At 73.6% G+C, this 13,203-nt stretch carries 15 protein-coding genes; 3 read left to right on the forward strand and 12 right to left on the reverse strand.

The window, feature by feature from the left end; all coding sequences use genetic code 11:
* Positions 1-10 precede the first annotated feature (10 nt).
* The 10 genes from J3P38_RS02285 to J3P38_RS02330 form a co-directional block, all read right to left on the reverse strand.
* Positions 11-1,252 (reverse strand): MFS transporter, encoded by a 1,242-nt coding sequence (locus J3P38_RS02285; RefSeq protein WP_307807658.1) that lies wholly within the window; start codon positions 1,250-1,252, stop codon positions 11-13.
* Positions 1,253-1,343: 91 nt separating this feature from the next.
* Positions 1,344-1,535 carry a hypothetical protein gene (locus tag J3P38_RS02290; RefSeq protein ID WP_210502550.1) on the reverse strand — a complete coding sequence of 64 codons (192 nt, stop codon included), beginning with the start codon at positions 1,533-1,535 and terminating at the stop codon, positions 1,344-1,346.
* Positions 1,536-1,619: 84 nt separating this feature from the next.
* Positions 1,620-2,495, reverse strand: coding sequence for a bifunctional DNA-formamidopyrimidine glycosylase/DNA-(apurinic or apyrimidinic site) lyase (gene mutM, locus J3P38_RS02295; RefSeq protein WP_210502551.1), 876 nt, complete (start codon positions 2,493-2,495; stop codon positions 1,620-1,622).
* Between the two features lie 18 nt (positions 2,496-2,513).
* On the reverse strand, positions 2,514-3,284 hold the full coding sequence (rnc, locus tag J3P38_RS02300) for a ribonuclease III (protein WP_210438253.1): 771 nt from the start codon (positions 3,282-3,284) through the stop codon (positions 2,514-2,516).
* Positions 3,239-3,424: a 50S ribosomal protein L32 gene (gene rpmF, locus J3P38_RS02305; RefSeq protein WP_056906555.1), complete on the reverse strand. Its 186-nt coding sequence runs from the start codon at positions 3,422-3,424 to the stop codon at positions 3,239-3,241. Before rpmF ends, rnc begins: the two co-directional genes overlap by 46 nt.
* Before the next feature lie 56 nt (positions 3,425-3,480).
* Positions 3,481-4,071: a YceD family protein gene (locus tag J3P38_RS02310; protein WP_307807659.1), complete on the reverse strand. Its 591-nt coding sequence runs from the start codon at positions 4,069-4,071 to the stop codon at positions 3,481-3,483.
* 118 nt (positions 4,072-4,189) lie between these two features.
* On the reverse strand, positions 4,190-4,675 hold the full coding sequence (gene coaD, locus J3P38_RS02315) for a pantetheine-phosphate adenylyltransferase (RefSeq protein ID WP_210438255.1): 486 nt from the start codon (positions 4,673-4,675) through the stop codon (positions 4,190-4,192).
* 61 nt (positions 4,676-4,736) lie between these two features.
* Entirely contained in the window at positions 4,737-5,318 is a 582-nt protein-coding gene (rsmD, locus tag J3P38_RS02320; RefSeq protein WP_210438256.1) for a 16S rRNA (guanine(966)-N(2))-methyltransferase RsmD, read from the reverse strand.
* 39 nt (positions 5,319-5,357) lie between these two features.
* Entirely contained in the window at positions 5,358-7,565 is a 2,208-nt protein-coding gene (locus J3P38_RS02325; protein ID WP_210502553.1) for an ATP-dependent DNA helicase RecG, read from the reverse strand.
* 13 nt (positions 7,566-7,578) lie between these two features.
* The gene (locus tag J3P38_RS02330) at positions 7,579-9,228 is read right to left on the reverse strand and encodes a DAK2 domain-containing protein (RefSeq protein WP_210502554.1); all 1,650 of its coding nucleotides are present in this window, start codon (positions 9,226-9,228) and stop codon (positions 7,579-7,581) included.
* A 298-nt stretch (positions 9,229-9,526) separates the two neighbouring features.
* On the opposite strand from J3P38_RS02330, the gene rpmB reads away from it, so the two are divergent.
* Positions 9,527-9,712, forward strand: coding sequence for a 50S ribosomal protein L28 (rpmB, locus tag J3P38_RS02335; RefSeq protein WP_056602600.1), 186 nt, complete (start codon positions 9,527-9,529; stop codon positions 9,710-9,712).
* Positions 9,713-10,147: 435 nt separating this feature from the next.
* Here rpmB and J3P38_RS02340 read toward each other — a convergent pair whose 3' ends face one another.
* Entirely contained in the window at positions 10,148-11,098 is a 951-nt protein-coding gene (locus tag J3P38_RS02340) for a thiamine-phosphate kinase (RefSeq protein ID WP_210502555.1), read from the reverse strand.
* A gap of 117 nt (positions 11,099-11,215) precedes the next feature.
* Here J3P38_RS02340 and J3P38_RS02345 point away from each other — a divergent pair, with 117 nt between their 5' ends.
* A complete protein-coding gene (locus tag J3P38_RS02345; protein WP_129454702.1) occupies positions 11,216-11,452 on the forward strand; it encodes an Lrp/AsnC family transcriptional regulator in 237 nt (78 codons plus the stop codon).
* Between the two features lie 14 nt (positions 11,453-11,466).
* Positions 11,467-11,976: a DUF3515 domain-containing protein gene (locus J3P38_RS02350; protein ID WP_210502556.1), complete on the forward strand. Its 510-nt coding sequence runs from the start codon at positions 11,467-11,469 to the stop codon at positions 11,974-11,976.
* A 67-nt stretch (positions 11,977-12,043) separates the two neighbouring features.
* Here the strand turns inward: J3P38_RS02350 and J3P38_RS02355 are convergent, their stop codons facing one another.
* Complete coding sequence (locus tag J3P38_RS02355) at positions 12,044-13,177, reverse strand: D-alanine--D-alanine ligase family protein (RefSeq protein WP_210502557.1); 1,134 nt, start codon at positions 13,175-13,177, stop codon at positions 12,044-12,046.
* Positions 13,178-13,203: the final 26 nt, after the last annotated feature.

Below are 13,203 nucleotides of genomic sequence, written 5' to 3' on the forward strand. Positions count from 1 at the left end.
CCGCCGCCGGTCACGCGGCAGCGGTGACGACCTCGTCCGCGTGCGCGATGTGGGCGAGCTGGCGCCACACCAGGGCCAGCGTGACGCCGGCACCGCCGAAGGCGAACCACCACGGCGCGGTGAGCCCCCAATGGTCGGCGATCAGCCCGCCGAGCAGGGAGCCGACCAGCATGCCGCCCATCACGCAGATCATGTAGACCGAGCCCACCCGCCCCTGGAACTCCGTGGGCACGGCGCGCTGGCGCACCGCGTTGGAGAGCGTCCCCCAGACGAAGGCGTAGGCGCCGAAGAAGAACATCAGCGGGTACGCCGCCCACGCGGACGTCGTGAACGCCATGGCCAGGTGGAAGACGACCTCGGCGAGCAGGCAGGTGCGCATGAGGGTCGCCAGGCGCACGTGCTTCTCGAGGAAGCCGTAGGAGAAGGTGCCGACCAGCCCGCCCAGCGCGGAGGCGGTGGTCAGCAGGCCGAAGCCGGCCTCGTCGATGCCGACCCGCTCCAGCGACCACAGCACCAGCACGGACCACGGCGCCGCCCAGGTCACGTTGAACACGACGATCGTCAGCGCCAGCGTCCGGACCGCCGGGCTGCCCAGCAGCCAGCGCACTCCTTCGGCGATGTCCTGGCGGACGTGGGTGTCGACCTCGCCGCGGACCGCACCCGGCGCCGTGCCGATGCGCGAGATCAGCACCACGCCCAGCGCCACGAAGACCGTGGTGACCAGGAACGGCAGCGCCGTCGCGGTCACGAACAGCAGCGCTCCCACCGCCGGGCCGACGAGCTGGTTGGCGGTGACCGCCCCGGCCATGATCCGTGAGTTGGCGATGCCGAGGTCGCGCTTGTCCACCAGCATCGGGACCAGGGTGCCGCCGGTCGCGTCGGCGAACACCTCCGCGGTGCCGAGCGCGACGAGCGCCAGCAGGACGATGGCGATGTCGACGTGCCCGGTGACGATGACCGTGCAGAGCAGCCCGAGCACGACGACCCGCACGCCGTTGGCAACCATGATGACCCGGCGCCTGTCGAGGCGGTCGGCGAGCGCGCCGGCGTACAGCCCGACCACCAGCCACGGCAGCTGCAGCGCGACCGCGGCCGACGCCACGAGCAGCGGGTTGCGGGTCTGCGAGGCCACGAGCAGCGGTCCTGCGGCGAGCAGCAGCCCGTCGCCGACGTTGGTGGACCAGGACGAGGCGACGAGCCACCGGAACCCCCGCCCGAGGCGCGCCGGCAGCAGGGTCTCGAGCAGTCTCACCACAAGCCGGTGAGCCTACGGGGGCGGGGAGGGCGACCGCACCCGGATATCAGCCGGCCGGCAGGGGCTGTCGGGCCGGCGTCACGGACGTTCAGGCGGGCTGCAGGTCCTCGACGGCGCGCTCCGCCCGCGCTGCGGCACGCAGGCGGTCGTTGTCGGCCTGGAGCCGCAGGACCAGCGCCTCGAGGTCGTCGACGCGCCGGCGGAGCCGCCGGTTCTCGACGGCGAGGACCGACGAGGTCCGCACGTCGCTGTTCACATGACCCAACAGCGCCTTGGCCATGGGGAGCCTTTCGCGAGGTTTCGAGGGCCGGTCGACCGGCCGTCTCCAAGAGTCCCACCGCGGTGGCGGGTCGGTCAATGCGGCTCAGCGCGAGCGCGGCGGGCGCTGGCAGCGGGGGCAGAAGAACGACGACCGGTTCATGAACGCGACGCGGCGGATCGGGGTGCCGCACCGGCGGCACGGCCGGCCCTCCTGCCCGTAGGCGTCGAGCGACCGGTCGAAGTAGCCGGACTCGCCGTTGACGTTGACGTAGAGCGCGTCGAACGAGGTGCCGCCCTGGGCGAGGGCCTCCCCCATCACGTCGCGCACGTGCCCGAGCAGGCCGCGGAGGACGGGTCCGCTCAGCCGGTCGCCCGGCCGTTCGCCGTGGAGCCGCGCCCGCCAGAGCGCCTCGTCGGCGTAGATGTTGCCCACGCCGGAGACCAGGCCCTGGTCGAGCAGCAGCCGCTTGACCGCGGAGGTACGCCGACGCGCCCGCCGCACGAACTCGTCGTCGTCGAACTGCGGGTCGACGGGGTCGCGGGCGATGTGCGCGATCTCGACGGGGAGGTCGGCGCCACCGGCGGAGACGACGAGGCCGCCGAACATGCGCTGGTCGACGAAGCGCATCTCGAGCGCCTGGCCCGCGGGGGTGCGGAGGGTGAAGCGCACGCGGAGGTGCCGCTCGTCGAGCGCGCCGGGCTCGTGGAGCAGCATCTGCCCGCTCATGCCGAGGTGGCCGAGGAGGGCGTCGCCACGGTCCTGCCCGCTCGTGGGGGCGAGGGCCAGCCAGAAGTACTTGCCGCGGCGGCGGACGGCGTCGATCCGCTGCCCGGCCAGTGCTGCGGCGAAGCCGGTGGAGCCGCGGTGGTCGCGGCGCACCGGCCGCGGGTGCAGCACCTCGACGGCCTCGATCCTGCTGCCGACGACGTGGCGCTCGAGGCCCGCGCGGACGACCTCGACCTCGGGGAGCTCGGGCACGGCTGACGACCCGGCAGGTCAGGCGTCGGCGCCGGACGCGGCCGGCTCGACCTCGCGCGGGGCGGCCTGGGCGTCCTTGATCTCCCGGTAGGCCGTCTCGGCGGCGCCCTGCTCGGCCTCCTTCTTGGAGCGGCCGGTGCCGTTGCCGAGGACCTGCTCACCGACGCGCACCCGGGCGACGAAGGTCTTCATGTGGTCGGGGCCGTCGTCCTCGATGAGGTACTCGGGCACGCCCAGACCGAGGTCGGCGGAGAGCTCCTGCAGAGAGGTCTTCCAGTCGAGGCCGGCGCCCATGGAGGCGGCCGCCTCCATCACGGGGTCGAAGAGGCGGTGGACCACCTTGGCGGCCTCGTCGATGCCGCCGCTGAGGTGGATCGCCCCGATCACGGCCTCGACGGTGTCGGAGAGGATCGACGCCTTGTCGCGGCCGCCGGTGGTCTCCTCGCCGCGCCCCAGCCTGATGTGCCGGCCGAGACCGATCTGCCGGGCGACGTCGGCCAGCGCGCGCGCGTTGACGACCGCGGCCCGCAGCTTGGCCAGCCGGCCCTCGGAGAAGTCCGGGTGGGCGCGGTAGAGCGTCTCGGTCACCACGACCCCGAGCACGGAGTCCCCGAGGAACTCCAGGCGCTCGTTGGTCGGGATCTGCCCGTTCTCGTAGGCGAACGAGCGGTGCGTCAGGGCACGCTGCAGCAGCTCGGGATCCAGGACCGGATCACCGAGCGCTGCGCGGAGCTCGTCGGTGCTCAGAGGACCTGGCGACGGTCGGCGCGGGCGCCGTACTGGCCGCACTGGCCGCACGCACGGTGCGGCAGGTGCTTGGCGCCGCAGGCGGGGTTGGCGCACGTCACGAGGGTCGGCGCGACGGCCTTCCACTGCGAACGGCGGTGACGCGTGTTGCTGCGCGACATCTTCCGCTTCGGAACAGCCATGGTGGTCTCCTACTAGCTTGGCGTGCTTGCTCCGCCGGGGATTCCCGGCGGGGTGGTCAGTCCTGGGGGTGCTGCGGGTCTTCGGGGTCCTGCTCCGGCTGCAGCTGCTGCAGTCCGGCCCAGCGCGGGTCGATCGGCGCGTCGTGCGCGTGGTCCGGGTCGTCCGCGAGCCGCGCACCGCACTCGGCGCACAACCCGGGGCAATCGTCCATGCACAGCGGCTGGAACGGTAGCGCGAGCACCACCGCGTCCCGCAGCAGCGGTTCGAGGTCGAGCAGGTCGTCCTCGAGCCGGCTGGTCTCGTCGTCGAGGTCGCGGTCGTCGTTCTCCGCGGCCCTGTCGTGCTGGTCGGGGTAGACGTAGAGCTCCTGCAGCGTCGCGTGGATCTCGTCCTCGATCGGCTCCAGGCACCGTACGCACTCCCCCTCGAGCCTGGCCGTGGCCGTGCCCGTGAGCAGCACGCCCTCCATGACCGCCTCCAGCCGCAGGTCGAGCTCGACCGGCGATCCTTCGGGGACAGCGAGGACTTCGATACCGAGCTGTGGCGGTGCCGGAACGGAGAGCTCGAGCTCACGCTGGGACCCCGGGCGGCGGCCGAGCTCGCGAGTATCGAGCACGAGCGGCGCCCTCGGGTCCAGGCTGCTCACGTCGAACTCCCACATCTGGACACCAACACAACCTCGGAATCGTATCGGTCGCCCCGCCGGAGGGCCAAAACGAGTGCCGGGTGGGGCCCGTCACCCGGGCGGCGCACGCCGGGACCCGTCAGCCGGTGCGCTCCGCGAGGCGCGCCACGAGCCGCTCGCGGACCGCGTCGGGAAGCAGGCCCCGGACGTCGCCGCCGAGGGCCGCGACCTCCTTGACCAGGCTCGAGGAGACGAACCCGTGGCCGGGGGCGCCGGGGAGGAAGACGGTGTCCACGTCGGTGAGGTGGGCGTTCATCTGGGCCATCGGCAGCTCGTACTCGTAGTCGCCGGACCCGCGCAGCCCCTTGACGATCGCCACGGCGCCGACGTCGCGGCAGAAGTCGACGACGAGGCCCTCGAAGCCCGCGACGCGGACGTGGGGGAAGCCGTCGGTCGCCTCCTCGAGCATCGCGATGCGCTCCTCGGGGGTGAACAGCCGGTTCTTGGAGGCGTTCACGCCGACGGCGACCACGACCTCGTCGAACAGCCTCGCGGCGCGCCGGACGATGTCGAGGTGGCCGTTGGTCACGGGGTCGAAGGACCCGGGGCAGACAGCGCGACGCACGGGCGTGGCCTTCCTTCGGGGCCCCGTCCGGTCCGTCGGACCGTCCGGGCCGGGATGTCGATCAGGACGCGGGTCGGGATACGGGGGTGGCGTGACCGTACCAAAGCGCGGTCTCGCCGTAGCGCTTCGTGCGGTCCGCCTCGATCCCGCCCGGCCACACGACCTCGCTGCGCTTGGCGGCGCGCTCGACGACGACCAGCGCGCCCGGCACGAGCCAGCCCTGGTCGACCAGCGCCGCCAGATCGGCCGCGACGTCGGCGTCGGGCATGGGATAGGGCGGGTCGGAGAAGACGACGTCGTAGGGCGCGGCCGGCGGCGACTGCAGCACGGTCCGCACGGCCGCGGCGACCACGCGCACCCGGGAGAAGCCGAGCGCTGCGGCGTTGCGGGTGATCAGGGCGGCGGTACGGCGGTCCTGCTCGACCATCGTCACCACCCCGGCACCCCGGGACCACGCCTCCAGGCCGACGGCGCCCGACCCGGCGTAGAGGTCGAGGAAGCGCAGTCCGTCGAGGGAGCCCGTCCGTGACTCCACTGCGGAGAAGAGAGCCTCGCGCACCCGGTCGCTCGTGGGGCGGGTCGCTTGGCCGCGCGGCGTCTCCAGACGGCGACCCCCCGCCGTTCCCCCGATGATCCGAGTCATGTCGTCGCGTTCAGCCCTTCTCCGTCCAGCCCTCGTCGTTCAGCCCTTGTCCATGTAGGCCGACGCCGCGGAGCGCTCGACCTCGGCGACGGCACGGGCCAGGTCGGGCGCCTGCGCCAGCGCAGGGTCCTCGGAGAGTAGCGCCTCCGCTGCCTCGCGGGCACGGACGATGGTCTTCTCGTCGCGCAATACCCGAAGTGTGGCAAGGCCCGACCGGAAGCCCGACTGGCTGGCGCCGAGCACGTCGCCCTCGCGCCGCTGCTCGAGGTCGATGCGGCTCAGCTCGAAGCCGTCGGTCGTCGCGGCGACCGCGTCGAGCCGGTCGCGGGCGGCGGAGCCGGCCTCGGCGTGGCTGACCAGCAGGCAGAGCCCGGGCAGGCCGCCCCGGCCCACGCGGCCGCGCAGCTGGTGGAGCTGGGAGACGCCGAACCGGTCGGCGTCGAGCAGCACCATCGCGGTGGCGTTCGGCACGTCGACACCGACCTCGATGACGGTCGTGGAGACCAGCACGTCGACCTCCCCCGCCGCGAAGGCACGCATGGTCCGGTCCTTGTCGTCGGGCGGCATCCTCCCGTGCAGGACGGCCGTGCGCAGCCCGGCGAGGGGGCCGGCGGCGAGCTCGGCGTGGACCTCCTCGACGGCCGCGAGCGCCCGCCGCGGCGCGACCTCGGCGCCGTCGTCGTCGAGCTCGACCTGCTCGGCCTCCCCCTCCTCCCGGGCGTCGGCGGAGATGCGCGGGCACACGACGTAGACCTGGTGGCCCTTCTCGACCTCCTCGCGCACCCGCTGCCAGACCCGGTCGATCCACGCCGGCTGGTCGGCGAGCGGGACGACGTTCGTCTGGATCGGCGCGCGCCCGGCGGGGAGCTCGCTGAGCACGGACGTCTCGAGGTCGCCGAAGACCGTCATGGCGACCGTGCGGGGGATGGGCGTCGCGGTCATGACGAGCACGTGCGGTGGGGCGCCGGCCTTGTCGGTCAGCGCCGCCCGCTGCTCCACGCCGAAGCGGTGCTGCTCGTCGACGACCACGAGGCCGAGGTCGGCGAGCTCCACCCGGTCCTCGAGCAGGGCGTGGGTGCCGATGACGATGCCGGCCTCCCCGGTGACCAAGCGCAACATGGCCTCCTGCCGCGCCGTCCGGCCCATCGAGCCGGTGAGCAGCACGACCTGGGTCGCGTGCGCGGCGCCGCCGAGCATGCCGCCCTGGGCGAGGTCGCCGAGCATCGCCGAGATCGACCTGTGGTGCTGCTGCGCGAGCACCTCGGTGGGCGCGAGCAGGGCCGCCTGTCCCCCGGCGTCGACCACCTGGAGCATGGCGCGGAGCGCGACGAGGGTCTTGCCCGAGCCCACCTCGCCCTGCAGCAGCCGGTGCATCGGGTGGTCGCGGGCGAGCTCGGCGGCGAGCAGGTCGCCGATCTCGCGCTGGCCGCCGGTGAGCTCGAAGGGCAGCCGGTCGTCGAAGGCCGCGAGCAGCCCGTCGTCCCGGCGCACGCGCGCCCGGGCTCCCTGCGCCCGGTGCGCGGCGCGGCGCCGGGCGAGCACCAGCTGGAGGACAAGGGCCTCCTCGAAGCGGAAGCGCTTCTGCGCGGCACCGACCTGGCTCCACTCGTCGGGGGCGTGGATCCAGCGGAGGGCCTGCATGACGTCCAGCAGCTCGTAGCGCTCGCGGAGCTCGGGAGTGAGCACGTCGGGGACGCCGGCCACCAGGTCGAGCGCCGCGGCGACCACCTTCTGGATGTCCCAGGTGTAGAGCTTGGCGGTGAGCGGGTAGACCGGCATCAGCCTGCTCAGCCGGGGGGCCTCGGGGCCGTCGAGGGCGAACCCGTGCGGCTGCTCGAGCTGCCAGCTGCCGCGGAACTGCTTGGCCTTGCCGGTGAAGACGACCCGGGTGCCCGGGCGGAACTCGGTCTCGTGGCGCTGCGCCATGGCGGCGTACGGGCTGAACAGGGTGACCGAGAAGTCGGGACCGTCGGTGCGCAGCCGCACCGTCGTGCGGAACTGCCGGCGGTTGCCGCTGGAGAACGGGGCGCTGTCGCACGAGCGCACCTCGCCGACGATCGTGAGCTGCTCGCCGACGGCAGGGGTGGCGACCTCGGACAGCTCGGTCGCGGCGACATAGCGCCGCGGGAAGTGGCGCAGCAGGTCGCCGACGGTCCTCAGGCCGAGGCCCTCCTCGGCGAGCTTGCGCTTCTTGTGGTGGTTGCCGAAGACGACCCCGATGGGGCTCTCCGGCGTGATCGCGACCATCGACGCCGACCGCTCACTCGACGCTGACCAGCAGCGGGTAGCGCGACTGGCCGCCCTCGTGGACGGCGACGTCGACGTGCGGGTGGTGCTCCTCGACGCGGGCGGCGACCTTCTCGGCGAGCGCGCCGCCGTCCTCACCCGAGACGATCGTCACGAGCTCCCCGCCACCGGCGAGCAGGCGCTCGAGCACCTCGACCGCCACCTCCTCGAGGTCCGAGCCGACCACGGCGAAGTCGCCGGCGACGACCCCGAGCGCGTCGCCGGCCTCGCACGGGCCGGCCATCGTGATGGCCCGGCGGGCGGCGACGGTGACGGCGCCGTGCCGCACGTGGCGGGCCGTCGCCGTCATCTCGCGCACGTCCGCGTCGAAGCTCCTGCCGGGCTCGTGCACCGAGATGGCGGCGAGCCCCTGGACCTGCGCGTGGGTCGGGATGACCTCCACCGAGACGTCGTGCTCGGCCTCCGCGGTGCGGGCGGCGATCTCCGCGGCCCGGACGGTGTCGCCGTCGTTGGGCAGGACGACGACCTCGGCCGCGCCGCACCCGGTGATCGCCTCGAGCAGCTGGCCGGTGGACGGTCGCTGGCCGGGTCCGCCGGGCACCACCAGCGCGCCCGCGGACGTGAACAGCTCCGCGAGCCCGGCGCCCGCGGCGACCGCCACGACCTGGCGCCCGGCGCGGGAGGAGGCTCGCAGCCGGCCGGCGGCGGTCTGCTCGGCGAAGTGGGTGACCCGCACCCGGTGCGGACGGCCGGCAGCGATGCCCGCCTCGATCGCCGCGCCGACGTCGTCGACGTGCACGTGGACGTTCCACAGGCCCTCGCCGCCCACCACGACGAGGCTGTCGCCGAGCGAGGCGAGGCGGGTGCGGAGCTCGGCGATGCGCTCCTGCTCGTCGGAAGCCACGTCGAGGAGGTACATCACCTCGTAGCCCGGCCCGTCCGGGGTGAGGTCCTCCCCCGGGACCGCGGCGGCGACCGGGATCTGGTGGGTGCCGATCGGGGCCGACCACGGCGACGGACGGCGTCCGGTCGCGGTCGTCTCCGCCGCGTCCAGCACGACGCACAGCCCGCGCCCGCCGGCGTCGACCACCCCCGCCTGCGCCAGGACCTCGAGCTGCTCGGGCGTGCGCGCGAGCGCCGCCCGCGCGGCCGCGGCCGCCGCGGTGAACACCTCACGCGTGCGGACCCCTCGCCCGGCCGCCTCCAGCGCCGCGTCGGAGGCGGCGCGCGACACGCTCAGGATCGTGCCCTCGACGGGCGTGCCGACAGCGGCGTAGCTGGCCTCCGTGGCCTCGGCCATCGCCGCGGCGATCGTCTCCGCCGGGCGGTCCGCGACCTCGGCCCCCGCGAGGTGGCGTACGTAGGCGCGCAGCATCTGGCTGAGGATCACGCCCGAGTTGCCGCGCGCGCCCATGAGCGCCGCCCGGGCCAGCACGGCCATCCCGTCGCCCAGCGACAGGTCGGGGTCGGCGGCACGGGCCTCGCGGAGCGCGTCACGGGCGGCCGAGACGGTGAGGAACATGTTGGTGCCGGTGTCGCCGTCGGGCACGGGGTAGACGTTGAGCGCGTCGATCTCCTCGCGGGCCGAGGACAGCGCGTCGGTCGCGATGTCGACGAACCGCGCGACGCCGTCCAGCGTGATGCCGTGGGTGACGTGCTCCATCGAGTCGGTGTGCTCCCGGTGTCTGTGCTGCGATGTCTGCTGCTGCGGTCTGGTGGAGGTCCTGCCGGGTCCTGCCGGGTCGTGCTGGTGCCTGCCGGCGCCTGGGGGTCTGGTGGGGTCCGCCGCGGCGTCCGTCGTACGTCGCGGTGCGCGCCACAGGGTAGTGCCCGGCGGCGACGACGCTGCGATTTCATCTCGCCGCCGGTCCTCGGCTACTCTTGCGCGGTTGCCTGCTGCCACCTCCTGTGGCGTCCGGGCTCACGAACAACTGTCAACCTCGAACGGATCGGAGTGCACGGTGGCTGCCGTCTGCGACATCTGCGCCAAGAAGCCGGGCTTCGGAAACAACCGTCCCTGGTCGCGCAAGATCACGAAGCGTCGCTTCAACCCCAACATCCAGCGCGTCCGGGCGACCGTCAACGGCACGCCCAAGCGCCTCAACGTCTGCACCGGCTGCCTCAAGGCCGGCAAGGTCTCCCGCTGACCTGACCAGACTCGGTACGAGACCCCCGTCGCTGCTGCGGCGGGGGTCTCGTTCATTTCGGGGCGTTCTTGACGGATGCTGCGAATCCCCCGCTTAAGCGGGGGATTGCGAACTTCCGGTGGCGTGCATGCCACTGGAAGTTCGCGACACGCTCACGAAGTCCGCGGCGCCGCCTGGCGGCGGGGGCGTCATGCGAAGCCGTACGTATGGGTGCGGGTTCGTATGACGCGAGACGAGACACCGCCCGGGCGTCATGCGAAGGCGTACGTATAGGTGCGGGTTCCTATGACGCAGGCCCGACACCGCCCTGGGGCGTCATGCGAAGGCGTACGAATATGTGCGAGTTCGTATGACGCATGCCGGGACACCGCAGGAGGGCGTCATGCGAAGGCGTACCTATAGGCGCGGGTTCGTATGACGCAGCCCGGGCCCCGCTCAGAAGTGCGTCCAGCCGGTCGGGCCGTCGTACTCGGCGCCGTCCACGGTGACGCCCTCCCCCGCCCGCACCTCGCCGATGACCTGCCAGCCGGAGGGCACCGACGCCACGTCGGGGAAGGTGGCGAGCAGGGAGTGGTCGTCGCCGCCGCCGAGGATGAACTCCATAGGGTCGGCGCCGAGCGCGGCGCCCACGGCGTGCAGCGGCTCGGGCACCTCGAACGCGTCGCGGCGTACGTCGATCGCGACCCCGCTGGCGGCGGCGATGTGGCCGGCCTCGGCGAGGAGGCCGTCGGAGACGTCGATGAGGGACGTGGCGCCGGCCTCGGCGGCCTCCGCGCCGGCGGCGTACGGCGGCTCGGGGCGGCGGTAGGCCTCCACCAGCGCGCGCGGCGAGCGGAACCCGCGGCCGAGCACCGCCAGGCCGCCGGCCGCCCAGCCCTGCCGGCCGGTGAGGGCGAGCACGTCGCCGGGCTGCGCCCCCGAGCGCAGCACCGGCGCCTGCGTGCACTGGCCCAGCACCGTGACCGCGACCACCACCTGGTCGGCGCGGGTGAGGTCGCCGCCCACGACGGTGGCGCCGATGCTCGCGCACTCCTCGGCGAAGCCGCGGGCCAGGTCGAGCGCCCACTCCACCGGGAGGTCGGCGGGCGCGGCCAGGCCGATCGTCAGGTGGCGCGCCGTCCCGCCCATGGCGTTGATGTCGGAGAGGTTCTGCGCGGCGGCCCGGTGACCCACGTCGGCAGCGCTCGCCCAGTCGCGGCGGAAGTGCCGTCCCTCGACCATGAGGTCGGTGGAGACCACCACGTGGCCGTGCCTGATCCGCAGGACGGCCGCGTCGTCGCCGGGTCCGACGAGCACGTGCTCGTCGGTCTCGAAGATGTCCACCAGCTGCGAGATCAGGCCGAACTCGCCGGCCTCGCCGAGGGTCGTCGTCGCGTCCGGAGCCATGCGCCCATCCCACCAGACCGGGACGCCGACCACCGTCACCCCGCCCCTGTCGGGTGCGCCGCGCGGCGCGGTAGGTTGTGCCGGTCACACCCGCTGAACGAGACCGAGGAGTCCACGATGGTCGTCCAGGCCTACATCCTGATCCAGACCGACGTCGGCAAGGCCGCCGAGGTTGCCCGCGAGATCGCCCAGGTCAAGGGCGTCACGCTCGCCGAGGACGTCACCGGTCCCTACGACGTGATCGTCCGCGCCGAGGCCAAGAACGTCGACGAGCTGGGCAAGCTCGTCGTCTCCAAGGTGCAGAACCTCGACGGCATCACCCGCACGCTCACGTGCCCCGTCGTCCACATCTGAGGCACCCGGCCCACGTGCCACCGAGTCGACGCCCCGGCCGCCTGAGGCACCGGGGCGTCGCCGCGTCCGGGGCCGCCCTCGCCGCGCTGACCCTCGCCGGCTGCAGCGGCACGCCGACGATCGAGGAGGTCGACCTCTCGTCCTCCGACCGCGCCGCCTGCGAGGCCCTCGTCGCCGCCCTCCCGGACACGCTGGCCGGGCAGGACCGGGTCGACGTGCGGCCCGACGGCGCCCTCGGCGCGGCCTGGGGCGACCCGGCGTACGTCCTGACCTGCGGTGTCGCCGAGCCGTCGGACTACGAGCCCACCGCGGAGTGCAGCGTCATCAAGGGCGTCGGCTGGTACGTCACCGACGAGCAGCTGCGCGACCCGGGTGGGGACGCGACGCCGATCGCCCTCAGCCTGCGGCCGTACGTCGAGGTGCGGGTGCCGGCCGACTACCGGACCGAGGGCATCGACCGGGCGCTCGCCGACCTCGCGCCCGCGCTCAGGGAGCACCTCGGCGAGGGACTGTCCTGCCTCTGAGGCGCCGCCGGCGCAACGCCCGATCGGCGCCCGCTCAGCGCCGGCCCAGCGCCGGCCCAGCGCCGGCTCAGCGCAGCCCGGTGTCGCGGCGCAGCGCGAGCTGCAGCAGCCGGTCGACCAGCTCGGGATAGGCCATCCCGGAGGCGGCCCACAGCTGGGGGTACATCGACGTCGGGGTGAAGCCGGGCATCGTGTTGAGCTCGTTGATGACCAGGGCCCCGTCGGGCATCACGAAGAAGTCGACCCGGGCCAGGCCCTCGCACGAGAGCGCCTCGAAGGCACGCACGGCCATCGCGCGCAGCTCCTGCTCGGTCTCCGCGGGCAGGTCGGCGGGGATGTCGATCTCGGTGTGCTGGTCGGCGAGGTACTTGGCCTCGAAGTCGTAGAACTCGTGGTCGCCGCCGGTGCGCACCTCGCCGGGGCGCGACGTCTCCGGCGGCCCCTCGAAGGTGCCGAGCACGCCGCACTCCACCTCGCGGGCGCCCTCCATCGACTGCTCGACGAGCACCTTGGGGTCGTGCCGGAACGCCTCCTCGAGGGCCTCGTCGAGCTCCGAGGCGTCGTGCACCTTGCTGATGCCCATGCTCGACCCGGCGCGCGCGGGCTTGGCGAACGACGGGAAGCCCTGCTGCTTGACGCGGGCACGGCAGCCGACCGGGTCCTGCTGCCACTCCGAGCGGGTCACCACGACCCCCGGCGTGACCGGGAGCCCGGCCGCCTGCAGCACGACCTTCATGTACGCCTTGTCCATGCCGACGGCCGAGGCGAGCACGCCCGAGCCGACGTAGCGCACGGCAGCCATCTCGAGCATCCCCTGTAGCGTGCCGTCCTCGCCCCAGGGCCCGTGCAGCAGCGGGAACACCACGTCGACCTCGCCGATCACCGACGGCACGCTCGACGGCTCGGTGACGACGAGGTCGGTCCCGGTGGTGGCACCCATCAGGGCGACGGGCGAGCGGTCGGCGTCGACCTCGGGGAGGTCGGCGCCGCGGATCGCGAGCCGGGCCGGCTCGTCGGCCTCGAGCACCCACCGCCCGTCGGTGGCGATGCCGACCGGCACCACGTCGTACGCCTCGCGGTCGATCGCGGCCAGCACGCTGCCCGCCGTCACGCACGAGATGCCGTGCTCGGAGGAGCGTCCACCGAACACCACGGCGACGCGCGGCTTCCGCGCGGTCTTGTCAGGCGAGGTGTCGTTCATCGCGACGACCCTATCCACCTACGCTG

It is taken from the genome of Nocardioides xinjiangensis (assembly GCF_017916455.1).
In the GTDB taxonomy this organism is placed as follows: domain Bacteria; phylum Actinomycetota; class Actinomycetes; order Propionibacteriales; family Nocardioidaceae; genus Nocardioides; species Nocardioides xinjiangensis.